The 26065-nt window shown below is 67.0% G+C and carries 25 protein-coding genes and 1 tRNA gene; 13 read left to right on the forward strand and 13 right to left on the reverse strand.

Features of this window, described 5'->3' with window-relative positions; all coding sequences use genetic code 11:
* Positions 1-74: 74 nt before the first annotated feature.
* On the forward strand, positions 75-1592 hold the full coding sequence (locus tag ACPEH8_RS08375) for an alanine/glycine:cation symporter family protein (protein ID WP_136003004.1): 1518 nt from the start codon (positions 75-77) through the stop codon (positions 1590-1592).
* On the forward strand, positions 1585-2424 hold the full coding sequence (locus ACPEH8_RS08380; RefSeq protein WP_423666493.1) for a TrmH family RNA methyltransferase: 840 nt from the start codon (positions 1585-1587) through the stop codon (positions 2422-2424). Before ACPEH8_RS08375 ends, ACPEH8_RS08380 begins: the two co-directional genes overlap by 8 nt.
* 319 nt (positions 2425-2743) lie before the next feature.
* Here the strand turns inward: ACPEH8_RS08380 and ACPEH8_RS08385 are convergent, their stop codons facing one another.
* The 4 genes from ACPEH8_RS08385 to ACPEH8_RS08400 form a co-directional block, all read right to left on the reverse strand.
* Positions 2744-4159 carry a M28 family peptidase gene (locus tag ACPEH8_RS08385; RefSeq protein ID WP_136003006.1) on the reverse strand — a complete coding sequence of 472 codons (1416 nt, stop codon included), beginning with the start codon at positions 4157-4159 and terminating at the stop codon, positions 2744-2746.
* Between the two features lie 167 nt (positions 4160-4326).
* Positions 4327-4731, reverse strand: coding sequence for a large-conductance mechanosensitive channel protein MscL (gene mscL / locus ACPEH8_RS08390; protein WP_017356191.1), 405 nt, complete (start codon positions 4729-4731; stop codon positions 4327-4329).
* Positions 4732-4786: 55 nt separating this feature from the next.
* Positions 4787-5494, reverse strand: coding sequence for a fumarylacetoacetate hydrolase family protein (locus ACPEH8_RS08395; RefSeq protein ID WP_136003007.1), 708 nt, complete (start codon positions 5492-5494; stop codon positions 4787-4789).
* A 125-nt stretch (positions 5495-5619) separates the two neighbouring features.
* A complete protein-coding gene (locus ACPEH8_RS08400; protein ID WP_017356189.1) occupies positions 5620-5895 on the reverse strand; it encodes a hypothetical protein in 276 nt (91 codons plus the stop codon).
* A gap of 177 nt (positions 5896-6072) precedes the next feature.
* On the opposite strand from ACPEH8_RS08400, the gene ACPEH8_RS08405 reads away from it, so the two are divergent.
* Positions 6073-6420: a Rieske (2Fe-2S) protein gene (locus tag ACPEH8_RS08405; RefSeq protein WP_017356188.1), complete on the forward strand. Its 348-nt coding sequence runs from the start codon at positions 6073-6075 to the stop codon at positions 6418-6420.
* Here the strand turns inward: ACPEH8_RS08405 and ACPEH8_RS08410 are convergent, their stop codons facing one another.
* The 4 genes from ACPEH8_RS08410 to thiS form a co-directional block, all read right to left on the reverse strand.
* Entirely contained in the window at positions 6421-8268 is a 1848-nt protein-coding gene (locus ACPEH8_RS08410) for an SLC13 family permease (RefSeq protein ID WP_017356187.1), read from the reverse strand.
* Between the two features lie 27 nt (positions 8269-8295).
* Positions 8296-9030 carry a tRNA (guanosine(46)-N7)-methyltransferase TrmB gene (gene trmB, locus ACPEH8_RS08415; protein WP_017356186.1) on the reverse strand — a complete coding sequence of 245 codons (735 nt, stop codon included), beginning with the start codon at positions 9028-9030 and terminating at the stop codon, positions 8296-8298.
* Positions 9030-9824, reverse strand: a complete 795-nt coding sequence (locus tag ACPEH8_RS08420) for a thiazole synthase (protein ID WP_423666495.1) — start codon at positions 9822-9824, stop codon at positions 9030-9032. Before ACPEH8_RS08420 ends, trmB begins: the two co-directional genes overlap by 1 nt.
* A gap of 64 nt (positions 9825-9888) precedes the next feature.
* Positions 9889-10089 carry a sulfur carrier protein ThiS gene (gene thiS / locus ACPEH8_RS08425; protein ID WP_017356184.1) on the reverse strand — a complete coding sequence of 67 codons (201 nt, stop codon included), beginning with the start codon at positions 10087-10089 and terminating at the stop codon, positions 9889-9891.
* A 204-nt stretch (positions 10090-10293) separates the two neighbouring features.
* Here thiS and ACPEH8_RS08430 point away from each other — a divergent pair, with 204 nt between their 5' ends.
* The 7 genes from ACPEH8_RS08430 to ACPEH8_RS08460 all read left to right on the forward strand — a co-directional run bounded on the left by ACPEH8_RS08430 (position 10294) and on the right by ACPEH8_RS08460 (position 16662).
* The gene (locus ACPEH8_RS08430; RefSeq protein ID WP_017356183.1) at positions 10294-12123 is read left to right on the forward strand and encodes an autotransporter domain-containing esterase; all 1830 of its coding nucleotides are present in this window, start codon (positions 10294-10296) and stop codon (positions 12121-12123) included.
* 116 nt (positions 12124-12239) lie between these two features.
* Positions 12240-12313: transfer RNA gene (locus tag ACPEH8_RS08435), tRNA-Gly, on the forward strand.
* A gap of 207 nt (positions 12314-12520) precedes the next feature.
* Positions 12521-12973, forward strand: coding sequence for a hypothetical protein (locus tag ACPEH8_RS08440; RefSeq protein ID WP_136003008.1), 453 nt, complete (start codon positions 12521-12523; stop codon positions 12971-12973).
* 70 nt (positions 12974-13043) lie between these two features.
* Positions 13044-13937 (forward strand): 30S ribosomal protein S6--L-glutamate ligase, encoded by an 894-nt coding sequence (rimK, locus tag ACPEH8_RS08445; protein WP_017356181.1) that lies wholly within the window; start codon positions 13044-13046, stop codon positions 13935-13937.
* 229 nt (positions 13938-14166) lie between these two features.
* Positions 14167-14640: a hypothetical protein gene (locus ACPEH8_RS08450; protein WP_229296480.1), complete on the forward strand. Its 474-nt coding sequence runs from the start codon at positions 14167-14169 to the stop codon at positions 14638-14640.
* A gap of 8 nt (positions 14641-14648) precedes the next feature.
* On the forward strand, positions 14649-15326 hold the full coding sequence (locus ACPEH8_RS08455) for a response regulator transcription factor (RefSeq protein WP_017356179.1): 678 nt from the start codon (positions 14649-14651) through the stop codon (positions 15324-15326).
* Positions 15327-15330: 4 nt separating this feature from the next.
* Positions 15331-16662 (forward strand): sensor histidine kinase, encoded by a 1332-nt coding sequence (locus ACPEH8_RS08460; RefSeq protein WP_017356178.1) that lies wholly within the window; start codon positions 15331-15333, stop codon positions 16660-16662.
* A 27-nt stretch (positions 16663-16689) separates the two neighbouring features.
* On the opposite strand, the gene coaE is transcribed toward ACPEH8_RS08460, so the two are convergent.
* Genes coaE through ACPEH8_RS08475 form a run of 3 tightly spaced genes read right to left on the reverse strand, consistent with a single transcriptional unit; the run spans position 16690 to position 19448 of the window.
* Positions 16690-17307, reverse strand: coding sequence for a dephospho-CoA kinase (gene coaE, locus ACPEH8_RS08465; protein WP_313160861.1), 618 nt, complete (start codon positions 17305-17307; stop codon positions 16690-16692).
* Between the two features lie 10 nt (positions 17308-17317).
* Positions 17318-18181, reverse strand: coding sequence for a prepilin peptidase (locus tag ACPEH8_RS08470; RefSeq protein WP_017356176.1), 864 nt, complete (start codon positions 18179-18181; stop codon positions 17318-17320).
* A gap of 7 nt (positions 18182-18188) precedes the next feature.
* Positions 18189-19448, reverse strand: a complete 1260-nt coding sequence (locus tag ACPEH8_RS08475; RefSeq protein WP_136003187.1) for a type II secretion system F family protein — start codon at positions 19446-19448, stop codon at positions 18189-18191.
* A gap of 361 nt (positions 19449-19809) precedes the next feature.
* Between ACPEH8_RS08475 and ACPEH8_RS08480 the strand changes: the two genes are divergently transcribed.
* Both ACPEH8_RS08480 and pilB read left to right on the forward strand, forming a co-directional pair.
* Positions 19810-20223 carry a pilin gene (locus ACPEH8_RS08480; RefSeq protein ID WP_017356174.1) on the forward strand — a complete coding sequence of 138 codons (414 nt, stop codon included), beginning with the start codon at positions 19810-19812 and terminating at the stop codon, positions 20221-20223.
* A gap of 176 nt (positions 20224-20399) precedes the next feature.
* The gene (pilB, locus tag ACPEH8_RS08485) at positions 20400-22127 is read left to right on the forward strand and encodes a type IV-A pilus assembly ATPase PilB (protein ID WP_017356173.1); all 1728 of its coding nucleotides are present in this window, start codon (positions 20400-20402) and stop codon (positions 22125-22127) included.
* A 24-nt stretch (positions 22128-22151) separates the two neighbouring features.
* Here pilB and ACPEH8_RS08490 read toward each other — a convergent pair whose 3' ends face one another.
* Both ACPEH8_RS08490 and ACPEH8_RS08495 read right to left on the reverse strand, forming a co-directional pair.
* Positions 22152-23540, reverse strand: coding sequence for a sigma-54-dependent transcriptional regulator (locus ACPEH8_RS08490; protein WP_017356172.1), 1389 nt, complete (start codon positions 23538-23540; stop codon positions 22152-22154).
* Between the two features lie 78 nt (positions 23541-23618).
* Positions 23619-25232, reverse strand: coding sequence for a sensor histidine kinase (locus tag ACPEH8_RS08495; RefSeq protein ID WP_017356171.1), 1614 nt, complete (start codon positions 25230-25232; stop codon positions 23619-23621).
* 317 nt (positions 25233-25549) lie between these two features.
* Here ACPEH8_RS08495 and ACPEH8_RS08500 point away from each other — a divergent pair.
* A partial coding sequence (locus tag ACPEH8_RS08500) for an ATP-grasp domain-containing protein (RefSeq protein ID WP_423666497.1) occupies positions 25550-26065 on the forward strand: 516 nt, incomplete at its 3' end.

Raw genomic sequence — 26065 nt, forward strand, 5'->3', positions numbered from 1 at the left:
CGGATCGTGGAGAATCAACCCGGTCCTCCCAGCCGACGGGGACGTTCCTTTTTTCCGCCGACTGGAGAGAGCGCGTGGAAGCAGCTGTACATTTCATCAATGGCATCATCTGGAGCAAGGCACTGATCTTCGTGTGCCTGGCCGCTGGCCTGTTCTTCAGTGTCCGCACCCGGTTCATGCAGATCCGCGGGTTCTTCGAGATGTGTCGCCTGACCGTCCGGGGCGAGAAGTCCGACGCAGGCGTGTCGTCGTTCCAGGCGCTGGCCATGTCGATGGCCGGGCGCATGGGCATCGGCAACATCGCCGGCGTGGCCACCGCGATCGCCTTCGGTGGCCCCGGCGCGATCTTCTGGATGTGGGTGATGGGCTTCCTTGGTGCATCGACCTCCTACGTCGAGTGCACCCTGGCGCAGATCTACAAGACCAAGGATGCCGAAGGCCGCTACCGCGGCGGTCCGGCCTATTACATCGAAAAAGCGATGGGCCTGAAGTGGTACGCGCTGGCCTTCGCCGGCGCCACGATCATCGCTGCCGGCTTCCTGATGCCGGGCGTGCAGGCCAATGCGATCGCCGACAGCATCATCAATGCCTGCCGCGGCGGTGCGCTGTGCGGGCCGCTGGACGGCCAGGTGATGGGCATGGAATCGGCGCAGGCGCTGAAGCTTGGCATCGGTATCGTGGTGTCGCTGCTGCTGGGCGTGGTGATCTTCGGCGGCGTCAAGCGCATCGCCAACTTCGCCGAAGTGGTGGTGCCGTTCATGGCCGCCGGGTTCATCCTGATGGCCATCGCCATCATGATCATCAACTACGACCGCGTGCCGGACATGTTCGGCATCATCTTCAACAGCGCCTTCGGTACCCATGCCGCGTTCGGCGCGATGATGGGCCTGGCGGTGGAGTGGGGCATCAAGCGCGGCATCTATGCCAACGAGGCGGGCCAGGGTTCCGGGCCGCATGCCGCCGCGGCCTCGGAGGTCTCGCACCCCGCCAAGCAGGGGTACGTGCAGGCCTTCGCGATCTACTTCGACACCATGATGGTGTGCACGGCCACTGCGTTCCTGATCCTGGCCAGCGGCACCTACAACGTGTACTCCCCGGTGGCCGGTGCCGAGCCGATCTTCCAGGGCCTGGCCGGTATCCCGGAAGGTGCCGGGTATGCGCAGGCGGGCGTGGAAGCGGTGCTGCCGGGGTGGGGGGCGTCGTTCGTGTCGGTGGCGATCTTCTTCTTCGCCTTCACCACGATCATGGCCTATTACTACATGGCCGAGACCAACCTCAGCTACATCAACCACAACCGCAAGCGCCCGGCCACCGTGCTGCTGCTGCGTCTGGGCATCATCGGCATGGTGGTGTTCGGTGCGTTCCACAACGCCACGCTGGCGTGGGCGCTGGGCGACATCGGCGTGGGCCTGATGGCCTGGTTGAACATCATTGCCATCCTGATCGTGCAGAAGCCGGCCATGCTGGCCCTGCGCGATTACGAACGACAGAAGAAGCTCGGCCTCGACCCGATCTTCGACCCCGATGCCCTGGGCATCAAGAACGCCGACTTCTGGCGTCAACGCAAGCTGGAGCAGTCCCGTAGTGAATGATCCCTGGAAAAATGCCCGCCGCCCGTCGGCGCGACCGCCGCGGGCCACCCCGCTGCCGCCGCGCGAGCAGGGCGGCAGCCCGCCGCCGCCGGGCCGTGGCAATGACGAACTGCGTCTGTACGGCTGGAACGCCGTGCAGGCGCTGTTCGAGCGCCGCCCACAGGCGCTGCGCAAGCTGTACCTGGCCGAGTCGCTGATTCCGCGCCTGCAGCCGATGCTGAAGTGGTGCGTGGCCAACCGCGTCGGCTACCGCGTGGTGGAGGAGGGCGATCTCAACAAGCTCGCCGCGACCACCCACCACGAAGGCGTCGTCGCCGATGTGGTGCGTGCGCCGATGCTGTCCCTGGCCGAGTGGCTGGACACGCTGCCGACGAGCGGCCCGGTGCTGGCACTGTGGCTGGACGGGGTGGGCAACCCACACAACTTCGGCGCGATTCTGCGCTCGGCCGCGCACTTTGGCGTGGCCGGCCTGCTGTTGCCGCCGGGTGCGACGCTGGCGCTGTCCGGTGCCGCCGCACGCGTGGCCGAAGGCGGCGCCGAAGCGGTGCCGCTGGTACGCCTGCCGGAGCTGCCGCAGGCGATGTCGCAGCTGCGTGCTGCCAGCTTCGGGCTGGCGGCGACGCTGGTGGACGGTGGCGACAACCTGTTCGCGGCCGCGCTGCCCGAGCGCCTGGTGTATGTCATGGGGGCCGAAGGCGAGGGCATGGACCGCGACCTCGCGCAGGACTGCGATCTGCAGGTCTCCATTCCCGGCAGTGGCGCCGTGGAAAGCCTCAACGTGGCCTCGGCCACGGCGGTGCTGCTGTCGCATTGGTACGGCCGCAAGGGGTGATCGCGGCACCTGTTTTACGGGTAGCGCACACGAGCGCGCCGCTCCATGTTGTGATCGGTTCCACCGAACTGGCTGTGACTACATTCGATTCGGACTTTTCGCATGGTGAAGTGGATTCCATTCCACGCACAGTGTGACGGCGGTGCTGCGTTGCGTAGGTGAGGAGAGACACCCACCCAGCGCGGCGATCCGCTTGTCCGGACGTACGTAAGACTGCGGCATTCACCGCGTGGGGTGTGATGCAATCCCGGTAGCCCGACCGTTCGCGGTCGGGCTTTTTTTTTGAGGTGCGGCGAGCATGGGCCGCCGCACCGGGCCGTCACTCGTTCGGCGGCGTGGTCGGCTTGGCTTCGCTGCCGAAACTGCCGTCGGCCTCGGCCGCGAGGTAGGCAAAGACGGTATAGGCGGCTACGTTCTGCGCCAGCGCGGCCGGGTCGATCTTGTCCAGCGTGTCGTCGGCGGTGTGATGCAGGTGGAAGTAGTCGCTGCCGTCCTGCGCCAGCCAGGCCCATGCACCGCCCTTGGCGGCCAGCGGACCGACGTCCGGGCCCGGGCCGCCCTTGTCCGGCGCATACTCGATGCCCAGCGGCTTGAGCACCTCGGCGATCTGCCGGGTCGCCTCACGCGACTCGGCCGGGTTCGGTGAGCCGGTGTTGAACGCGTAGATGCGGCCGGCGCCGAAATCGCTTTCGGCGGCGAGCTGGTGCCGGACCACGTCCTTGGCGTGCGCCTCCGCATAGGCCTTGCCGCCGTACAGACCCTGTTCCTCGTTGGCGAAGGCCACCACGCGGATGGTGCGCTTCGGTGCCTGCTTGAGCTGGCCGATCAGGTGGCCGGCGGCCATCGTGATGCCCACGCCGGCGCCATCATCGACCGCGCCGGTGCCCAGGTCCCAGGAATCGAGGTGGCCACCGATCACCACCACTTCCTTGGGCAGGCTGCGACCGGTGATCTCGCCGATCACGTTGTATGAGGTGGCCTTGCCATCCCAGCCGCAGTCCAAGCTGATCTTGAGCGTGGTCGGGCCAAGCGCGAGCAGGCGCGCCAGCTGGTTGGCGTCGGGCACCGACAAGGCGGCCGCCGGTACCGGCGTCAGGCCGTCGTCGAAGCGGGTGATGCCGGTATGCGGCACGCGGTGTGAATCAGTGCCCGCCGAGCGCATCACAAAGCCGATCGCTCCCTTGCGGATCGCCTCGGAGGGCCCCTTGCTGCGCACTGCGCCGCCATTGCCGTAGTCGCGGCCATCGCGGTACGCGGTCATCTGGTAATCAACGAAGGCGATCTTGCCGGTGAGCGAGCCGGCCGGTGCCGCCTGAAGGGCGGCCAGGTCGGCGAAGCGCACCACCTCGGCCTCGACCGTGCCGCCCGGGCTGCCGCCCAGTGCGGTGATGGTCAGCGGCTGGGCGTGCGTACCGGTCACTTCGGCGTGCTCGCTGCGGCGCTCCCACTTGGGGAAGGTGACCGGCTCGGTCCACACCTTGTCAAAGCCCAACGCCTTGAATTTGGCCACCGCCCAGGCCACCGCGCGCGCGTCGGCCTCGCTGCCGGCGATGCGCGGCCCGATCTCGGTAGTGAGCGACTCCACGACCTTCCAGCCGGTGTCGTCCTTCAGCGCCTGCTCGCGCAGCTCGGCGGCGGTGGCCAGCGACGCGGGCGGCAAAGTCGTCGGCGCGGCGAAGGCGGGCCCTGCCAGCAGGGCAAGGGTGGATGCGATGGCAAGAACGCGGCGACGCATGGACGAACTCCGGAAACGGGGCGGAAGCATCCGAGCTTAGCAGCCTGCCGGCCCGGCACATGGGCGGGAGGTCATGGTCCGGCGGACGCTGCTTGCCCTACGCGAAAGCCCCGCCGGAGCGGGGCTTTCGGATGCCGGTCGGTACCAGCCGTTGGCCGGCGTGCGGCTTACTTTTTCAGGGTGTCGCGGATCTCGCGCAGCAGCAGCACTTCTTCGGCCGGCGCGGCCGGGGCGGCTTCCTTCTTGCGGGCCAGGCGATTGATCACCTTCACCACCAGGAAGATCGCAAAGGCCACGATCACGAACTGCACCAGCGTGTTGAGGAAATCGCCGTAGCCGATCACCACTGCAGGAATTTCCTTGCCGTCCGCTCCCGGTCGTGCCGGGGCCAAGGTCCAGGCCAACTGCGAGAAATCCACCCGCCCGATCAGCCAGCCCAGCGGCGGCATGATGATCTTGTCCACCAGTGCGGTGACGATCTTGCCGAACGCGGCACCGATGACGACACCGACCGCCAGGTCGATGACGTTGCCACGCATGGCGAATTCCTTGAACTCGGTAATCATTCCCATCGGGTTCTCCTGTCGCGGGGGGATCAAAGGACGCCGCAGCGTAACGCAGCGGTTGTCATCCGGCGATGACGCCGTGGCGTTCGGCGACATTCTCCAGGCGCGCGCTGAAACGATCGCCCGGGTGCAGCGCGGCCACACCCGCAGGCGTGCCCATGAACACCAGATCGCCCGCACGCAGCGCCCACAGTTTGGACAGCTCGTGCAGGATTTCCGGCACGTTCCAGATCATCTGGTCCAGCAGCGACTGCTGGCGCACCTCACCGTTGATTTCCAGCGACAGATTGAGCGCGGCAAGATCGCCCACTTCACCGGCCGGCACCAGTTCGCTCACCGGGGCGGAGTGATCGAAGCCCTTGGCGCTGTCCCAGGGGTGGCCCTTGGCCTTGGCGGCCGCCTGCAGGTCGCGACGGGTCAGGTCCAGGCCGACGCCATAGCCGAACACCAGCGCCTCGGCCTGTTCCACCGGCAGCACGCCTGCCGGCGCATCGCGGCCGATGGCCACAACCAGTTCCACCTCGTGGTGCAGGTCGCTGGTGGCCGGCGGGTAGGGGATCACATCGTCGTGGCCGACCACGATCGCGTCGGCCGGCTTGCTGAAGAACATCGGGCGGCCGCGGTCGTCGGCGGCCGGCACGGCTGCCCCCATCTCACGCGCATGGTCGGCGAAATTGCGGCCCACACAGTAGATGCGACGCACCGGGAACGTTCCGCCGCCGGCAACCGGAATGCGCGGCGGCACGGGCGTGGGGATTACATCGGTCATGCTCGCGTCCTGTCATGGAAGGGTCGCGGCAGTCTAGATCGTGCGTGCACGACGTGCCATGCCAAGCGTGGCACGTCGACAGCGTCAGGGCAGGGCAGGCCCGCAGGTGCGGGCCGTGCAGCGGATCAGCGCGACAGCGGCAGGGCCGGCTTGCGCACCACGCGATACTCACCGTCCATCACCTGCGACGGGGCCGGGCGAGCGCTCTTGCGCTGGGCAAGCAGCTTCCACGCCACGCCGGCGATGATCATCGCCGCACCGACGAACACGCCCACGAACACCAATGCGGCCAGGATCGCCAGGCCCAGCAGGCCGACCGCAACGCGCACCAACGGGTGACGCGGCTTGCGCGGGGCAAACAGGGAGCGGAACTGGTTGAACTGGAAGAAGCGGCTGTACATGGCGGTTTTCTTGGCTGAAGTCAGCGAGTGCTGAGTATCTGCGGTGGCCACTGTCATTGAGTGAAAAAGTCGTTAAGCGTAGCGTTCAACTGTTTCAGATCAATGACTTGGGTTCATGCAGGAGCCAGCGACATGACGACGTGAGACACTGGCCGCCTTTCGTGGTCACGATCCGACATGCCTGAACTGCATTCCCCCGACACCGCCCTGATTGCCCTGGACGCCATTGCCGACGCCGGCTTCGCCGAAGTGGAGGCCTGCATCGACGGCGACGCCGAATCGGTGGTGCTGTACCGCGACGGCGCGCAGGTGCGCGGCTGGCTGAACATCTGCCCGCACGCGGGTCGTCGGCTCGACTGGGCGCCGGGACAGTTCCTCAGGAGCCGCGAGGGGCATCTGGTGTGCGCCGCGCACGGGGCTTCGTTCTCGCTGGACACCGGCGACTGCGTGGCCGGCCCCTGTCGTGGCGATCACCTGCGCGCGGTGCCGTTGCAGGTGCGCGACGGCCAGGTGTGGCTGGCCTGATCAGAACATCAGGTTGATCATCACCACCACCACGATGGTATAGATCAACGACAGCGGCGCGCCCACCCGCCACAGCTCGCGCGGTGTGTAGTTGGCCGGGCCGGTGATCATCGAAATCACCGGATTGGAGGCGGTCATCAGGTTGTTGGACGCCGACAATGCCACGATCAGTGCGAATGCGGTGGGGTTGCCGCCGGCGGCCAACGCGAGGTTGACCGCGATCGGCACCATCACGATGGTCGCCCCGACATGGCTGATCACCAGCGAGAACACCGTGGTCAGCAGCGCCAGCGCGATCTCCAGCACCCACACCGGGATGCCGGTGGGCAGGCGGTCGATGGTATGTCCGGCGACCCACGCGGCCGCACCACTGCTGTCCATCGCCCAGCCGAGCGGAATCAGCCCGGCCATCATGAACACGGTTTTCCAGTTGATCGCAGCGTAGGCCTCGTCCATGCGCAGCACGCCGGTGAGCAGCATGCCGGCCACGCCCGTCATCAGGGTCAGCGCCACCGGCAGCTTGGAAGTCAGCGCGATGAGGATGGTGAGGGCGAAGATCGCCATCGCCATCTTGAACTTGTGCGGGCGCTGCTCGCCCTTGGGATAGTCGGTGACCACCACGAAGTCGCGGCTCTTGGCGGCCTGCGCCAGGTCGGTCCAGATGCTGTGGAACACCAGCATGTCGCCGGCCCGCAATGCGACGTTGCGGACGTCCTCGCGGATCACCTGCTTGTCGCGGTTGATCGCCAGCAGGCTGATGCCGCGCTGCTTGCGCAGGCGCAGGTCCGAGGCGCTCTTGCCGATCACATCCGAGGTGGGCGGCACCACCGCTTCGGAGATGCCGGCGCGGCTGGGATTGAACAGATCGCCCAGGTGCTTGAGGCGCGAGGACATGCGCAGGAACTGGTTCTGCGCGAAATCGCTGACCTGCTGGCGGGCGCCCATCACCCCGAGGACGCTTCCCACCCAGATGCGCATCTCCGCCGGCGGGGCCAGGCGGGTGTCGTTGCCCGTCTTCAGAGCCAGCAGCAGCGGGGCGTCGTGCACGTTCTCCGCTTCGCCCAGAGTCATGCCGACCAGCGGGCTTTCGGCGGTGACCACCAGCTCGAACACGTCGCCTTCGATGCCGTAGGTCTTGGCGAAGTAGCTGTCCGTGCGCGCCGGGGTCACGCCGTCGTTGGCCAGCGATTCCTCTTCGACCAGCTTGCGGTCGCCGTAATAGCGGAAGTACAGCAGCGAGGCGATCAGCAGCGCCACGCCGATCGGCAGCGGCGCGAACATGCGCAGCGGTTCGATGGTGGCCAGGCCGGAGGGCAGGTTGTTGTTGGCCGAAGCCAGCAGATCGTTGAGCAGGATCAGCGGCGAGTTGCCGACCATCGTCAGCGCGCCGCCCATCACGATTGCCGCCGAGATCGGCAGCAGCAGCCGCTGCAGGGTCAGCCCGGTGCGTGCGGCCAGGCGCGAGGCCACCGGCAGGTACAGCGCCATCACCGAGGGGTTCTGCATGAACGAGGAGTTCAACCCGGCGATCGCGGTGGTCATCATCAGCAGACGCTGCTCGACGCCGTGGCCGCGGCGCAGCAGCCAGGCGGCCAGCCGGTTCAGTGCGCCGGTCCGGTCCAGGCCCGCGCCCAGGATGGTGGTGGCGATGATGCTCATCACCGCGTTGCCGGAGAAGCCGCCGAAGATCTCCTCCGGCGCGATCAGGCCGGTCACGCCCAGCACCACCAGCACCACCAGTGCCACCACGTCGGCGCGGATGCGCTCGAACAGGAACATCGCCATCGTGAAGCCGACCAGCCCGAGTACGAGCTTCATGTCCGTGGTCAGCGTCAGCGCGGTATCCATGAGGTGGCGCGGTTCCTTGGGCTCGGGTCAGGTACGGTCGTACAGCAGGTCCCACACCCCGTGGCCGAGCTTCTGGCCGCGGGTCTCGAAGTGGGTCTGCGGGCGCCATTCGGGACGGTCGACCTGGCCGCGCGGACCGGCCCGGTTGCTCAGCCCGGCCGTGGCGTCGAGCACGTCCCACATCTGCTCGGCGTAGTCTTCCCAGTCGGTGGCGCAGTGCAGGCGGCCGCCGACGCGCAGCTTGCGCACCAGCAGGTCGGCGAACGCCGGCTGGATCAGCCGGCGCTTGTTGTGGCGCTTCTTGTGCCACGGGTCGGGGAAATAGATGCGCACTTCATCCAGCGCGCCATCGGCGATTTCCTTCTCCAGCACTTCCACCGCATCGTGGTGGTACAGGCGCACGTGGTCGGCGTTGTCGTCGGCCAGCGCATTGAGCAGGCGGCCCACACCCGGCGCGTGCACTTCCAGCCCGATGTAGTCGCGGCTCGGGTCCTGCTGGGCGGCAAAGCGCAGCGCGGCGCCGTTGCCGAAGCCGATCTCCAGCACCTTGGGTGCATCGCGCCCGAAGGTGGCGTCCAGATCGCGGGGCTCACCGGTGAAGTCCAGCCCGAAGCGCGGCCAGCGGTCGTCGAACGCGCGCTGCTGGGCCGGCGTGAACCGGCCCTGGCGAAGCACGAAGCTGCGCACCTCGCGGCGGCCTTCGGTGACGGTGAAGGGCTTGGGCGGCGCCTTGGCGCCGGCGCTGTCAAAGGGATTGGTCATCAGGCGATCAACCCATCCACCGGCGAGGACGCGCTCGCGTAACGCCTGCGCGGGATGCGCCCGGCCAGGAACGCCTCGCGGCCGGCCTCGACCGCCTTGCGCATCGCGCTGGCCATCAGCACCGGGTTGCGTGCGCCGGCAATGGCGGTGTTCATCAGCACGCCGTCGCAGCCCAGTTCCATCGCGATCGCCGCGTCGGAGGCGGTGCCCACGCCGGCATCGACAATGATCGGCACCTTGGCGTTCTCGATGATTTCCAGCAGGTTGTACTTGTTCTGGATGCCCAGCCCCGAGCCGATCGGCGCGGCCAGCGGCATCACCGCAGCGCAGCCGATCTCTTCCAGGCGCTTGGCCAGGAGCGGGTCGTCGGAGGTGTAGACCATCACCTCGAAGCCGTCCTTGACCAGTTGTTCGGCGGCCTTGAGGGTCTGTACCACGTCCGGGTACAGGGTCTTCTGGTCGCCCAGCACTTCCAGCTTGGTCAGGTTGTGGCCGTCCAGCAGCTCGCGCGCCAGACGGCAGGTGCGCACCGCGTCGTCGGCGGTGTAGCAGCCGGCAGTGTTGGGCAGGAGGGTGAAGCGGTCCGGCGGCAGCACGTTGAGCAGGTTCGGCTCGCCCGGGTTCTGCCCGATGTTGGTGCGGCGGATCGCCACGGTCACGATCTGCGCGCCCGCGGCCTCGGTGGCTGCACGGGTCTGGTCCAGATCCCTGAACTTTCCGGTGCCGGTCAGCAGGCGGGAGGCATAGGTCTTGCCGGCGATGACCAGCGAGTCGGAGGGGGCATGTACGTTCATCGCCGAATTATCGCCTATCGCGCGTGACCCTGCTGGCCCGGCGTGCGGCCGCTGCACAGCGTGCTCAGCCGCCGCCCAGCGCGTGCACGATCTCGACCACGTCGCCGTCCTGCAGCACGTGCCCGGCATGGCGGCTGCGGGTGATGATCTGGCCATTGACCTCTACCGCCACGCGGCGCTCGGCCAGGTGTTCGGTCTGAAGCAGGTCCAGGACGGTGGCAGTGTGCGGAAGCTGGCGGGATTCGCCGTTGAGCTGGATGTTCATGTCGTTATTGTCCCCCAATGAGGGGCAAGTGCGTACCCTTGCCGGCCCTGTGCGCGGTGCCGGGATGCAGGCCCCTCAAGGGTATGCGGCCGGCGCGCGGGACTTCATGCGGCGGCGCAGCGTGAAGTCGCCGAAGCGCAGTGAAACCATTGTCACCGTGCGCTGGCGTATGCCGCCGGCCTCCCACCTCTCAAGGAGCTTTACATGCTGATCAGCAAGCGCCCCCTGCGTTCCCTGATGGCAGTCGCCATCGCGCTGGCCGCCGTGCCTGCAATGGCGCAGTCCCCGTACTCCCGCACCGTGTTCATCGGCGACAGCCTGACCGATGCCGGCTACTTCCGTCCGCTGCTGCCCGCCAGCGTGCAGCCGGTCACCGGCCAGTTCACCACCAACCCGGGCTGGACCTACGCCCAGTACGTGTCCAACTACTACGGCACCAATGGCGCGGCACACGGCAACGGCCAGGGCGGCGACAACTACGCCATCGGCGGCGCGCGCGTCGGTGTGGATGTCAGCCAGAGCCTGGCACCGGGGACCCCGGCCATTCCGGTCTACTCGCTGAAGACCCAGACCGCGCAGTACCTGGCCGCCAACGGCGGCAAGGCCGACGCCAATGCCCTGTACACCGTGTGGGGCGGCGCCAACGACATCTTCGCGATCCAGGGCGGTGCACCGCTGCAGGCCACCCTGGGTGCGGCAGTCACCGACCAGGTCGGCATCGTCGCCACCCTGAAGGGCGCCGGCGCGCAGTACATTGTGGTCCCGACCCTGCCGGACATCGGCCTGACCCCGGCCGCCCGTGCCGGCGGCGCCGTCGGCATGGCGCAGGGCACCGCTCTGGCCAAGGCCTACAACGATGCGCTGTTCGGTGGCCTGAAGGCCGCCGGCCTGCAGGTGATCCCGGTCGACACCTTCCACATCCTGCAGGAAATCGTCGCCAGCCCGGCCGCCTACGGTTTCATCAACGTGACCAGCCCGGCGTGCACCACGGCCTCGTCGCTGACCTGCAACCCGACCTCGTACGCCAACCCGGACGCAGCCAACAACTACGTGTTCGCCGACGGCGTGCATCCGACCTCGGCCACCCACGCCATGCTGGGCGCCTACACGCTGTCCATCCTGGAAGCGCCGCGCCTGCAGCAGATCCTGACCCACTCGGCACAGACCGTGGGCCGTTCGCGCGCCGACCAGGTCAGCATGCACCTCGGCGGCCGCCCGGCCGACGGCCTGAGCTGGTGGGGCAACCTGCGCGGTGACATGCAGCGCTACGCCCATGCCGACCTGTACGACGGCATGGCCCCGGCCGGCCTGTTCGGTGTGGATTGGGCGCGTGATGGCATGGTTGCCGGCGGCTTCGCCGGTTACGGCCGCATGGATGCCGACTTCGGCAACAGCCAGGGCGACTTCACCCAGTCCGACACCACCGTGGGTCTGTTCGCCGGCTGGTACGGCGAGCGCGCTTGGGTCAACGGCCAGGTCAGCTACAGCTGGCTGGACTACGACGTCACCCGCAAGCTGCACCTCGGCCCGGCCACCCGCGAGCACAAGGGGTCGCCGGAAGGCAGCAACCTGACCGCCGCGCTGAATGCCGGTTACGAGTTCGGCAACGAAGGTGGCTTCCGCCACGGCCCGGTGGCCGCGGTGATCTGGCAGAAGGTCAAGCTGGACGGCTACACCGAAAGCAACGTCAGCGCCTCGGCGCTGGGCTACGGCGACCAGGACCTGGATTCCACCGTCGGCCGCGTTGGCTGGCAGGCACGCTTCGACGGCGGCAACGTCAAGCCGTACCTGCAGGTCACCTACGACCACGAGTTCGAGGACGGCAAGCAGGCCAGCGCCTGGCTGCAGACGATGCCGGACGTGGGCATGTACAAGGTGCCGGGTCTGGAGTTCGACAAGGACTACGCCACCGCAGTGATGGGCGCCCGCATGACCCTGTTCGGCTTGAACAGCAATGTCGGCATCAGCACCACCACGCTGCAGAAGCGCGCCCGCGACGCGACCGTTTTCGCCAGCTTCAGCGGCAGCTTCTGATCCACCTCCGTTGTCCACGCGCCGCCGAGTCGCGTGGACAACGGCAGCGCAACGGGCGGCCCAGTGCCGCCCGTTGCCTTTTTACCGGTCCGGCGCATAAACTTGCCGGACATCCTGCGGGTGTAGCTCAATGGTAGAGCTGTAGCTTCCCAAGCTACTGACGAGGGTTCGATTCCCTTCACCCGCTCCAGATGTCCGCCTCGGCCCGCAATGGGCCGGCGGTGCAGGCCGCAGCGGCGTTGAACGTGCGCCGTGCCGCCAAGCTGCTCTGTCCTGTCCGTCCAGCCCGTCCAGGCGTCACTGCAGCGCAGCGATACATGCGTCGATGCCGGCCATTGCGGTTGGTCGCCCCGACCGCCGCCGTCATACTGTCTGCCCGATCTGAAAAGGACTGTTCATGATCCGTCGGAGCGTCGTCCGCGTCTCGTCCCGCCTGGTGTATCTGCCGGCGCTGTTGTTCACCGTCATGCTTGCACCGGCATGGGCGGTGCTGCCGGCGGCGGATCAGTTCCCGGCCGAACCCGGCATGCTCGCGACGGTGACGGTGCGGACCACGTTGCCCGATGGCACGCGACGCGTGGAAGGAAGCGTGCCGCGGTACAACACCTACCGCGTCGAGGCCGATTGCGGGCGCGGCACCGTCGCGATGTACCGGAGGGAGGAAAACGGACAGTGGGACCAGCGTTATGCCGCACGGCGACGTGCGGACGGCTGGGAGCGCACCACGATCGAGGGACCGGCGGCGCGCATTCCCGCAGGGTCCAACCTCGACTGGCTGGCCAGCGCGCAGCATGACGCAGTCTGCAGGCCGAACACCGGTCTGGCCGCGCCGCGTGACGTACAGGGCTGACGCCGGCCGCCCGTCATCGCGCCGTATCGCCTGCGCGCTATGCTTCGCGCTTTCCTCCCTGCGCACCACCATGAAGCTGGCCATCCTTTCCCGCAACAGCAAGCTGTACTCGACCCGCCGTCTGGTCGAAGCGGCGCGTGCCCGTGGTCATACCGTGCGGGTGCTCGATCCGCTGCGCTGCTACATGCGCATCGCGGCGGACGGTTTCAGCATGCATTACAAGGGGCGGGCGATCACCGGCGTGGATGCGGTGATTCCGCGCATCGGTGCGTCGGTAACCCGCTATGGCACCGCCGTGCTGCGCCAGTTCGAGATGATGGGCGCGCGTACGCCCAACCCGTCCGATGCCATCCTGCGCGCGCGTGACAAACTGCGTGCGCACCAGATACTGGCGTCCAAGGGCATCGACATGCCAGTGACGGTGTTCGGCGACAACCCCGACGACACCGTGGACCTGCTGTCCATGCTCGGCCCGCCGCCGCACGTGGTGAAGCTCAACGAGGGCACCCAGGGGCGGGGCGTGATCCTGACCGAGAAGGCCAGCGCGTCGCGCGGCATCGTCGAGGCGCTGCGCGGCTTGTATGCCAACTTCCTGATGCAGGAGTTCATCGGCGAGGCCCAGGGCGCCGACCTGCGCTGCCTGGTGGTAGGCGACCAGGTGGTGGGCGCGATGCAGCGCCAGGCGCCGGACGGTGACTTCCGCTCCAACCTGCATGCGGGCGGCAGTGCCCGTGCGGCCAAGGCGACACGGGCCGAACAGCAGGTGGCCGTACGCTCGGCCAAGGCGCTCGGCCTGAGCGTGGCCGGCGTGGATCTGATCCGCTCCAGCCGCGGCCCGCTGGTGCTGGAGGTCAACTCCACCCCGGGGCTGGAAGGGATCGAAGCCATCTGCCAGACCGACCTGGCCGGACGCATCATCGACCACGTTGCGTCGATGAAAAAGCCTTCCGCTTCAAAGGCTTGAACATTAATGCGGGCCTCGGTGACGCTTTTAACACGGGTTTAATCGACCCCGGCGTAGGCTCTGTCGAACCGCAGCTCTGCCCTCCTCAGCAGGATTCGGTAATCGGGAAACACCTTCAGGCCCAGGCGGCTTCCGCCTGGGCCTTTTTATGCCCTGTCGTTGCGCACTTGCTGGCGTGAAGGCGAGGGGGCTACAGTCGGCGCTCACTCCAAGCAAGGAATGGCTGGGCATGAAAGGTATGACGAGGGTCGCGGCAACGGCCGTACTGCTGATGTGCATGGGCGCCACCGCCCATGCGGCGCCGAAGAAAGAGGTGTTCGAGCCGGGCAAGCCGTTGTCTGAACAGATCACCAAGATCGAGATCGACTTGAACGACGGCGAGACCTACGCCGAACTGGCCCTGCCCGAGCGCAGCCGGGTCCGCGAAGCCTTGACGCGTATGCGCGCCGTGGTCGAACAGTACCCCGAGCAGAAGGCGCTGCCGGAGAGCGCGCGGATGGCGCTGTTCAACGATCAGCAGGTAGTAAACACCGTTTTGACACAAGCGCGCGAAGATAGCCGTCTAATATGTAAGCGTGAAAAGGCGATCGGCTCCAACATGCCGGTCACCCAATGCATGACCGTTGCCCAGCGCGAGCGCATCAAGGCCCAGGCCCAAGGTCGCATGGATAAGACGCAACGGGTCGGCAACTATTCTTATTAGAGGTCACAGTGCGAATTCTTGTAATTGAAGACAACAGCGACATCGCCGCCAACCTGGGCGACTACCTCGAAGACCGCGGGCATACCGTGGACTTCGCCGCCGATGGCGTGACCGGCCTGCACCTGGCGGTCGTCCATGAGTTCGATGCGATCGTGCTGGATCTCAATCTGCCGGGGATGGACGGCATCGAGGTCTGCCGCAAACTGCGCAACGAAGCGCGCAAGCAGACACCGGTACTGATGCTCACCGCACGGGATTCGCTGGACAACAAGCTGGCCGGGTTCGATTCCGGTGCGGACGACTACCTGATCAAGCCGTTTGCGCTGCAGGAAGTCGAGGTCCGTCTGAACGCTCTGTCGCGTCGCGGCAAGGGCGTGCAGACCCGCGTGCTGGAAACCGGCGATCTGGAATACAACCTGGATACGCTGGAAGTCCGCCGACAGGGCAAGCTGCTGCAGCTCAACCCGACGGCGCTGAAGATCCTGCAGGCGCTGATGGAAGCGGCGCCGGCCGTGGTCACCCGCCAGGAACTGGAAACCCGCGTGTGGGGCGAGGAGCTGCCGGATTCGGACTCGCTGCGCGTGCACATCCACGGCCTGCGCGCCGTGGTGGACAAGCCGTTCGAGGTGCCGCTGATCCAGACCCGCCACGGCATCGGGTACCGCATCGCCGCCCCGGAAGCCTGATCGGGTGAGCGCCAAGGGGGGCCGCCGCCGCGCACCGTACCGGCGGCGGCTGCGCAGTCGCATCATCGTTTCGTTCGCGTTGTTGGGCTTCTGCCTGACGACGCTGTTCGCGTTCGCCACCAACTGGGCCCGCAGCCGCGTGGAAAACCAGCTGGTCGAGGACGTGATGAACCGCAACGTCGACGAGTACGCACGACGGTTCTATTCCGATCCCAGCCGCAGCCCGGACCTGCCGGTCGAACAGATGCTGGCGTACGTGTTTCCCAAGGACAAGTTCGACCGTGTCCGCCAGGAGCGCCCGGAGTGGACGCGGCTGCCCAATGGCAACCACAACATCACCGGCATCGACGACCAGGGCAAGCCGTTTGCCTACAAACTGGCCGTGCGCAAGACCGACAGCGAGTGGTTCTTCCTGCTCTACGACATGACCCAGGCCCAGCGCGGCGAGATGCAGCTCAAACGGGCGCTGCTGATTTCCGTGCTGGTGTTCAGCCTGTTGTCGGTGGTGCTGGGCTGGTGGTCGGCGTCGAAGGTCATGAAGCCCGTGTCGGACCTGGCCGCCCGGCTGCGGTCCTACCGTGGCGGCACGATCGAGCCGGAGCCATTGGCACCGCGCTTCCCCGACGACGAGGTGGGCCAGTTGGCGCAGGCCCTGGATGACTATTCCTCGCGTCTGACCGAAGTGGTGCAGCGCGACCGGGAGTTCAACGCCGACGTCAGCCACGAGCTGCGTACGCCGCTGGCGGTGATCCGTGGCGCCACCGAGCTGCTGCTGGCCCGTCCCGGGCTGGACGACAAGGTGCTGCAGCGCCTGCAGCGCATCCAGCGTGCCGAACAGCAGTGCACCGACCTGATCGGCTCGCTGCTGCTGCTGTCGCGCAACGAGCGCGGGCAGGGCACCAGCAATGTGGCGCGTGTCGCCGAGCAGCTGCTCGACGCGCACCGTGCCCAGCTCGGCGGCAAGCCGCTGGAGCTGATCCTCGAAGGCGGCCACGAGCTGGTGGTGGACGCGCCTGAAGCGGCCCTGTCGGTTGCGCTGGGCAACCTGATCGGGAACGCGGTGAAGTACTCGCAGGAAGGGGCCGTGCGCGTGCGCATCCTGGCCAACAGCGTGGAGGTCATCGACAGTGGCCCGGGGCTGAGCCGGGAAGATGCCGAGCGCCTGTTCCAGCGAGGCTACCGTGGCACCCATGCGGGGCATTCGCAGGGCGGGGGCATCGGCCTGTCGATCGTCAGCCGCCTGTGCGACCTCTACGGGTGGCAGGTCAGCGTGCGCCCGGGCGAAGAGCGTGGCGTGATCGCGACCCTGACCTTCTCGCCGGCCACCCACGCCTGAGGGGACCGCGGCTGCCGGGCGGCCGCATCAGTCGTGGCGTTCGGCCAATGTCCGGTACTGGCGGTCCAGCCGTTCCACATGCGACTGCAGGTGGTCCGGATGGCCATCATTGGTCACCACGTCGTCGGCCAGCGCCAGGCGCGCGTCACGGCTGGCCTGGGCGGCGATCATGCGGTCGGCCAGGTCGGCGGTGATGCCGTCGCGCTGCATCAGCCGCGCGTGCTGCACCGCCGCCGGCACATCCACGACCAGGATGCGGTCCAGCCACGGATAGTGCTGGCGGCCGCCGGCTTCGGCCAGCAGCGGGATGGCCGCGATCGCGTAGGGACCGGGCGCCTGTGCGCAGATGTCGCGCAGCCGCTGGCGGATGGCCGGGTGGGTGATCGCCTCCAGCGCCTGGCGCGCCGGGGGGGAGGCGAAGATGCGCTCGCGCAGGGCGGCGCGGTCGAGCTGACCGTCCGCCAACAGGATGTCCGCACCGAAATGAGCCGCAATGCGGGCCAGGCCTTCGCTGCCGGGGGCGACCACCTCGCGGGCGGCCAGGTCGGCATCGGCCACGGTCACACCCAGCGCCTCGAAGCGGCGGCTGACCTCGCTCTTGCCGGCGGCAATGCCGCCGGTCAGGCCCACCACGAAGCGACTCATCGGCCGGCCCTCAACGCAGGCCGGCGTAGCTCAGGTAGCCGTTGATCAACGGCTCGCCCCAGAAGAACACGATCCAGCCGGCGATGGCCAGGTACGGCCCGAACGGAATCGGGCTGGCGCGGTCGCGGCCACGCGAATACAGCCAGATCGACCCGATGATCGCCCCGACCACCGACGACAGCAGGATGATCGGCAGGATGCCCTTGAGTCCGCACCACGCGCCCAGCGCAGCCAGCAGTTTGAAATCGCCGTGTCCCATGCCTTCCTTGCCGGTGAGCTGTTTGAACAGCCACCACACCGACCACAGCGACAGGTAGCCGGCCAGCGCGCCGAGCAGGGCCGGCTTGGCCGGCATGTACAGGTTGTCGCTGGCCGCGATCAGGCCCAGCCACATCAGCGGCAGGGTCAACTGGTCCGGCAGCAGCTGGGTGCGCAGGTCGATGCCCGACAGGGTGATCAGGAAGCAGGTCAGCACGATCGCGCCGAAGCCCTGCCAGCCGAAGCCGAACTGCCAGACGCTGGCAACCACCAGCAGCGCGGTCAGCGCCTCCACCAGCGGGTACTGGATCGAGATCGGCGCGTGGCAATGGCGGCACTTGCCGCGCTGGACCAGCCAGCTGAACAGCGGAATGTTTTCGTACCAGGCCAGCTTGTGCTTGCAGTGCGGGCAGTGCGACGGCTCCACCACGATTCCTGGCGGTGGCGGTTCGTAGATGTCCGGCTCTTCCAGCACTTCGCGGGCGTCGCGCTTCCACTGCCAGTCCAGCCGCTTGGGCAGGCGCAGGATCACTACATTGAGGAAGCTGCCCAGAAGCAGCCCCAGACCGGCCGCGGCGGGAAAGCCGAGACCGGGATGCTGGTCAAGAAATGCCATGTATCACTTATCCGACAACCGCGCCGAGTTTGAAGATGGGCAGGTACATACCGATCACCATGCCACCGACGATGGTACCAATGAATACCATGATCATCGGCTCCAGCAGGCTGCTCAGGGCATCCACGGCGTTGTTGACCTCCTGCTCATAGTACTCGGCGACCTTGAACAGCATGGTATCCAGCGCGCCGGCCTCCTCGCCGATGGCGGTCATCTGGATGACCATGTGGGGGAAGACATTGACCTGCTTCATCGCCATGTTGACCGGGTAGCCCACCGAGACGTCGTCGCGCATGCGCAGCACGGCCTCTTCGTAGACCTTGTTGCCGGTGGCGCCGGCCACGATGCCCAGTGCCTCGACCAGCGGCACGCCGGCCTTGAAGGTGACCGCCGTGGTCCGCGAGAAGCGAGCGATCGCGCTGTTGTTCATGATTTCGCCGATCACAGGCACTTTCAGGATCAGTCGATCCATTGTGTGCTGCATGGACGGGGAGCGCCGGTAGGCAAACAGGAAGCCGAAGGCGCTACCGCCGGCAATCAACGCCAGCAGCCACCACCACGAGACCATGAATCGCGAACACATCACGATCATCTGGGTAAAGGCCGGCAGGTCCGCGCCAAAGCTCTTGAACACGTCCTCGAACATCGGCACGACCCAGATCAGCAGGATCGAGCTGACGATGATCGCCACGGCAACAACCATGGCCGGGTAGAACATGGCCTTCTTGATCTTGCCCTTGAGGGTCTCGATGTTCTCTTTATAGGTAGCAACCGTATCCAGCACGGTTTCCAGCACACCGGCGCCTTCACCGGCGCGTACCAGGTTGCGGTACAGCTCGTCGAACTGGACCGGGTGCTTGCTGATCGCCTCGTGCAGCGAGGAGCCGCCCTCGATATCAGCGCGTATCGTGTCAACCAGCTTCTTCATCCGCGGGTTCTTGTGCCCGCTGGCGATGATCTCCAACGCGCTCACGATCGGCACGCCCGACTTCATCATCGTCGCCATTTGGCGGCTGAAGAAGGCGATGTCCTTGGGCGTGACGGGGCTGCCCGCCGCACCGAACAGTGGCTTTGGCTTGACCTTCACCACCCCGGGCGTGATGCCTTGGCGGCGCAGCTCGGCGCGCAGCATGTTTGCGTTCTTGGCGATCTGCTCGCCCTTCATCTTGATGCCCCGCTTGTCGGTCCCCTCCCAGACAAACGGTTGCAGCTCCATGGTGCTTCGCGCCACGGGCTCTTTCTTGATCGCGCTACGGCTCACAGACATTTTGGGCTCCCCAGCCACACCTTCCCCAGGCGGGCTATCTCGCCGCATGGTAGCCGTTTCCGAATGCCGTTGGCATCCCTTGACAGCCGACGGCGGCGGGCCGGTTGGGCCGGTCACTTCTGTCAGAAGGTGACGCAGCACGTCACATTGCCGGGTCCGTCGCAGATTTCTGTGAGGGGGGTTCCAATCCTGAAGATTGCTGCCATCATTGCGCCGGGGAATGCTGGGGAGCATTGCTGGCACCGTTGGCACGCAACCTGCTTCGATCCACCCGCACAGGGCGCCCGCCCCGCTCAACCGGCTTGCCGGCCCGGCGACGGCCCAGTGCCCTACCAACTATCTACCTCTTGGGGATGTAAACATGAAGAATCAGAAGGGCTTCACCCTGATCGAACTGATGATCGTCGTCGCGATCATTGCCATCCTGGCCGCCATCGCGCTGCCGGCCTACCAGGATTACCTGGTCAAGTCGCGCGTGTCCGAAGTGATGCTGGCTGCTTCTTCGGCCCGTACCACCGTGTCGGAAGCTGCTGCTGCTGACACCGCGAACCCGACCGACATGCCGGCTACGGTTGCCATCGAATCCCAGGCGTCCAAGTACGTTTCCGGCGTCACCTACTCCGAGGGCGTGATCACCGCGACGGGCCAGGATCTGGGTGGCAGCACCCCGACCGGCACCATCACTCTGACTGGCCAGAAGTCCGCAAATGGCCAGGTTGACTGGACCTGCTCGGGCACCATCGCCGCCAAGTATCGTCCGGCTACCTGCCAGTAATCATTGGCTGATGCTGGTCCAAGATCGGGAGGCGAAAGCCTCCCGATTGCGTTTCCGGGCCTGCGGTACATCGCGGCCTGAGGCGTCCGGATGTCCCGTCCGACCTCAGCGATGCGTCGTTCGATATCCGCGTTTTTGCAGTATCTTCTGCTCATGTTGAATGAAGGGCACAGGCCATGTCGGTAGCAATCACCGCCAATCTCGTCGGCATCACCGGCATCGCACGTCGCCTGGTCCAGGACGGCGCGCTGGACGAGGTGGCCGCGCGCGACGCGATGGCCAAGGCCGCGGCCGCCAAGCAGCCGCTGCCGCAGTGGTTCGCCGAGCACAAGCTGGTCTCGGCCGGGCAGCTGGCTGCGGCCAATGCGCTGGAGTTCGGCATGCCGCTGCTGGACGTGTCGGTGTTCGACAGCAGCCAGAACGCGATCAGCCTGGTCAGCGAGGAGCTGCTGCGCAAGCACCGCGTGCTGCCGCTGTTCAAGCGCGGCGGCAAGCTGTTTGTGGGGACCAGCGACCCGACCCATTCGCTGGACGAGATCAAGTTCCACACCAATCTGGTGGTGGAGCCGATCCTGGTCGACGAGGAGCAGATCAAGCGCACTCTGGAGCAGTGGCAGTCCAAGCATGACACCCTGGGCTCGGCGCTCGGCGGCGGCGACGACGACATGAGCGACCTGGACGTCTCCAGCGGCGACGAGGAGGGGGGCAGCCCGGATGCCGGCGTGGACGCCAAGGGCGACGACACCCCGGTGGTGAAGTTCGTCAACAAGGTGCTGGTCGATGCGATCCGCAAGGGTGCCTCGGACATCCACTTCGAGCCTTACGAAGACGATTACCGGGTGCGCTTCCGCATCGACGGCCTGCTCAAGAATGTGGCCAAGGCGCCGGTCAAGCTCAACCAGCGCATCGCCGCACGCCTGAAGGTGATGTCGCAGCTGGACATCGCCGAGAAGCGCGTGCCGCAGGATGGGCGCATCAAGCTCAACCTGTCCAAGACCAAGCAGATCGACTTCCGCGTCAGCACGCTGCCGACGCTGTTCGGCGAGAAGATCGTGCTGCGTATCCTGGACGGCAGTGCCGCCAAGCTGGGCATCGACAAGCTCGGCTACGAGCCGAACCAGCAGAAGCTGTTCCTGGAAGCCATCCACAAGCCCTACGGCATGGTGCTGGTGACCGGTCCGACCGGCTCGGGCAAGACGGTGTCGCTGTACACGGCGCTGGGCATTCTCAACGACGAGACGCGCAATATCTCCACCGCTGAAGATCCGGTGGAAATCCGCCTGCCGGGCGTGAACCAGGTGCAGCAGAACAACAAGCGCGGCATGACCTTTGCTGCCGCGCTGCGCTCGTTCCTGCGCCAGGACCCGGACATCATCATGGTCGGCGAAATCCGCGACCTGGAAACGGCCGAGATCGCGATCAAGGCGGCGCAGACCGGCCACATGGTGCTGTCCACCCTGCATACCAACGATGCGCCGCAGACCATCGCGCGCCTGATGAACATGGGCATCGCCCCGTTCAACATCACCAGTTCGGTGACCCTGGTGATCGCCCAGCGCCTGGCGCGGCGGTTGTGCGGCAACTGCAAGCGGCCGATCGAGCTGCCCGCGCACGCGCTGCTGGCCGAAGGCTTCACCCAGGAGCAGATCGATGCCGGAATCCGGCTGTACGAGCCGGTCGGCTGCGAGGAATGCACCGAAGGCTACAAGGGGCGTACCGGCATCTACCAGGTGATGCCGATGAGCGAGGAAATTTCGGTGATCGTGCTGGCCGGTGGCAACGCCATCCAGATTGCCGAAGCGGCGCAGCGCGCCGGGGTCAACGACCTGCGCCAGTCGGCGCTGGTCAAGGCTGCGGCCGGCGTGACCAGCCTGGCCGAGATCAACCGCGTCACCAAGGACTGACGGGCGCCGGGCGGCGCCCGGCCCTCAATCCATGCCCAGCTTCTTGAGCTTGTAGCGCAGCGCACGGAAGGTGATGCCCAGTTGCGCGGCAGTGCGGGTCTTGTTCCAGCGGTTCTCTTCCAGCGCGCGCTGGATCGCGGTGCGCTCCATCTGCTCGATGTACGAGGGCAGGGCGCCATTGCCGGCCGGCAGATCAACCACCGCTTCTTCCTGGTGCGTCGCGGCGGACCCCCCGGCCACGCGGTGGCCGCCCGGGGCGGGCAGGCGCAGGTCGCTGGCCCCGATGCTGTCACCTTCGGCCAGCGCCAGGGCACGCTCGAGGATGTTCTCCAGTTCGCGCACGTTGCCGGGGAAGTGGTACTGCGCCAGCGCGTCCAGCGCCGACGGCGCCAGCAGCGGGGTGGGGCGTTCATGGGTGCGCGCCAGCCGCGCCAGAATCGAGGCAGCCAGCTGCGGCAGGTCGCTGCGGCGTTCGCGCAGCGGCGGCACGCGCAGTTCGATCACGTTGATGCGGTAGTACAGGTCGTGGCGGAAGCGGCCGTCCTCGACCAGCTCGCCGAGGTCCTTGTGGGTGGCCGAGAGGATGCGCACGTCGACGGCGACCTCGGTGGCCGCACCGACCGGGCGGATCGACTTTTCCTGGATGGCGCGCAGCAGCTTGACCTGCATCTGCAGCGGCAGCTCGGCCACTTCGTCCAGGAACAGGGTGCCGCCGTGTGCGGCCTGGAACAGGCCGGGCTTGTCGGCATGGGCGCCGCTGAAGCTGCCCTTCTTGTGGCCGAAGAACTCGCTCTCCATCAGCTCGGAGGGAATTGCGCCGCAGTTGACCGGCACGAACGGGCCGGCCGCGCGCGCGCTCTGGTCATGGATGGTGCGCGCGACCAGTTCCTTGCCCACGCCGGATTCGCCGAGGATGTAGACAGGCGCCTGGCTGCGCGCGACCTTGGCGATGGTGGCACGCAGGCCGTCCATCGCAGGCGACTCGCCGAGCAGGCGCGCAGCCTGTTCCGGGGCCAGCGTGGCGGGCGCGGCGCGCTCGCTGTTGTTGAGTTCCAGCGCATGCTTGACCAGCCCGCGCAGCACGGCGATGTCCACCGGCTTGCTGACGAAGTCGAAGGCGCCGGCCTTGAGCGCCTCCACGGCCAGGTCCATGCTGCCGAAGGCGGTGATCATCGCCACTGGCGTGCGCGGGTAGTGCTGGGCGATTTCGGTGACCAGCTCGATGCCGTTGCCGTCGGGCAGGCGCATATCGGTGATGCACAGATCGTAGGGATTGCTGGCCAGCAGCTCCCGTGCCTCGGCGAGATTGGCCGCCGTGCTGATGCGCAGGCCCATGCGGCCCAGCGTCAGTACCAGCAGTTCGCGGATGTCGCGCTCGTCGTCGACGACGAGGGCGCTGCGGTTGTCGTTCATGAGGAGGGAAGATAGCCGAGGGGGGTCATTGGCGACAAATGTTTGACGCGGGGTGGGCGGATGTGCGGCGGTCCGCGGTCATTCGTGCAGCATCGTGTGCGGGCCGGGCAGGATCAACCGGAAACAGGCGCCGCCCGCCGGGACGGACACGTACTCGAGCCGGGCCTGGTTGGCGCGGCAGAGCTCCCGGGCAATGTACAGGCCCAGGCCGGTGCCGTGCTCGGAGGTCGTATAGAACGGGCGGAACAGCTGGCTGGCCACGCTCTCGGGAATGCCCGGGCCGCGGTCCATCACATCGATCACCGCGGCGCGCTCCTGGCGCGCCACGCGCAGCCGCACGCGCGCCGGGTCCTGGCCGATGCGACCGTACTTGAGCGCGTTGTGCACCAGCACGGTGAGGATCTGGTGCAGGTGGCGCGGGTCCATCAGCGCGTGCACGGAGGTCTCGCTGATGATCGGCTCGACGCTGTCCGTCTCCAGGGTGATGCCCTGTTTGTACTCGATCACGAAGCGCCGCACGAACGCAGCCAGATCCAGGTTCTCCGGATTGGCGCGTTCGCGGCGGGCCAGGCCGAGCACGCTTTCGACGATGCCGTTGGTGCGCTGGCACTGCTGGTGGATGATCTGCAGCAGGCGGCGGTCGGTCTCGCCGATCGCGGTGGATTCCTCCAGCAGTTGGGCGGCGTAGTTGATGGCCGCCAGCGGATTGCGGATTTCATGGGCCAGGCTGGCCGAGAAGCGGCCCATCGCCGAGAGGGTGAGCGATTCGGCACGGCGCGAGACCACGCTGGAGTCGTCCAGGAACACCAGAGTCAGGTCGCTGCCCGCGAGCAGCCGGGCGAAGCGGGGCTGCACTTCCGGCTGGTCGGGCGAGAGCTGGATGGGCAGCTCATCGTTGGTCCAGCCGTTGCGCCAGCGCTGCAGGCGCCGCGCCAGTTCTGGCGCGGCGCTGGCCAGCTCCAGGCGTCCACTGCCGCTGTTGCCGTCGGCGTCGCCGATCAGCGTAGAGGCCGCCTCGTTGGCGAGGGTGATGCGGTTGGCGCCGTCCACCACCAGCACGCCGGTACGCATGCGGCGGATGATCAGTTCGTTGATCTCGAACAGGTTGGCCACTTCGGCGCCACGCTGGTTGGCCAGCTGCTGGTTGCGGCGCGCGCGGTTGCCCACCTGGTAGCTGACGAAGGCCAGGGCGAGATAGCTGGTGATGAACATCGCCAGCTCGGCCAGGGTACGGGTCGGATCGCCGCCTTCCAGCAGCTTCCACACGTATTCCCCGGCGGTGGCGGCACTGGCGGTGACGGCGATGCCCAGCCCCCACGACAGCGGCAGCAGGGTCGCCGCGGCGGCGATGTTGAACAGCAGCGACATCGAGATGCCGGCGCTGGCGCCGGGCAGGGCGTGCGCGAGCAGGACCGCGGCGATGATGTCCACCGCCACGCCGCCGACCACGATCGGGCGCAGCCAGCGCTCGTTGCGGCCGATGAACAGCAGCAGGGCGGACAGCAGCAGATAGGCGGTGCCGACGATCCGCGCCAGGTACGGGTGGTCGGCTTCGCCCACCATCGAGCTGAGCGGGCTGAACAGCAGGGCGATGATCACCGAGGCGATCAGCAGCCGGTACAACGCGAAAAAATACAGTTCCCGCCTCGGAATGGATTCGATGCGGTCGATCAGTGAAGCGCTGGGTGACACGCCGGAACTCCCCTTCAGGCATTGCGGGGAGTGTAGAGGGTGTGGCCGCGCATGGGGGCGTGTCCCGGGACGGCGCCGGGACAGGGCGCTCCCCGGTTTGCGCGCCGCACCGGCCCGTTCCGGCGGCCGGGCGCCTGGGGAGTGGCGCAACTGCCTGAAAATCGGTCGAAAAACCCGTCGGGCCAGCGAGCGGAGGGCGCTGTCTTTGCGCCTGCGCGCCGGCTCGTCCACAATAGAGGGCCCGCCGCGGTCCGGACCGGCGCCCTGTGAGGGGGCCTTGGAGATGCGTGCGGTCGTTCCTATTCCCACGGTGACGCATGAATTTCCACGAATACCAGTCAAAACAACTGCTTGCCGAGTACGGCATCCCCGTTCCGGCCGGCAAGGTCGCGGCGACCCCGGACGAAGCCGTTGACGCTGCCAATTCCCTGGGCCAGGGCCCCTGGATGGTCAAGGCGCAGATCCATGCGGGCGGTCGCGGCAAGGCTGGCGGCGTCAAGTTCTGCAAGACCACCGACGATGTGAAGGCCGCTGCGGCCAAGATGCTCGGCACCAAGATGGCCACCTACCAGACCGCCGGCGTCGAGCTGCCGGTCAACCTGGTGCTGGTGACCACCGCCGGCGAGATCGTCAAGGAACTGTACCTGTCGGTGCTGGTTGACCGTGGCACCAAGACCATCACCTACATCGCCTCGTCGGAAGGCGGCGTGGAGATCGAGCAGGTCGCCGCCGAAACCCCGGAGCTGATCCACTCGCTCAACGTCGACTTCGTTGAAGGCGTGCAGGGCTACCACGGCCGTGATTTCGGCTTCAAGCTGGGCCTGACCGCCAAG

It is taken from the genome of Stenotrophomonas sp. NPDC077461 (assembly GCF_049545475.1).
Taxonomy (GTDB): domain Bacteria; phylum Pseudomonadota; class Gammaproteobacteria; order Xanthomonadales; family Xanthomonadaceae; genus Stenotrophomonas; species Stenotrophomonas nematodicola.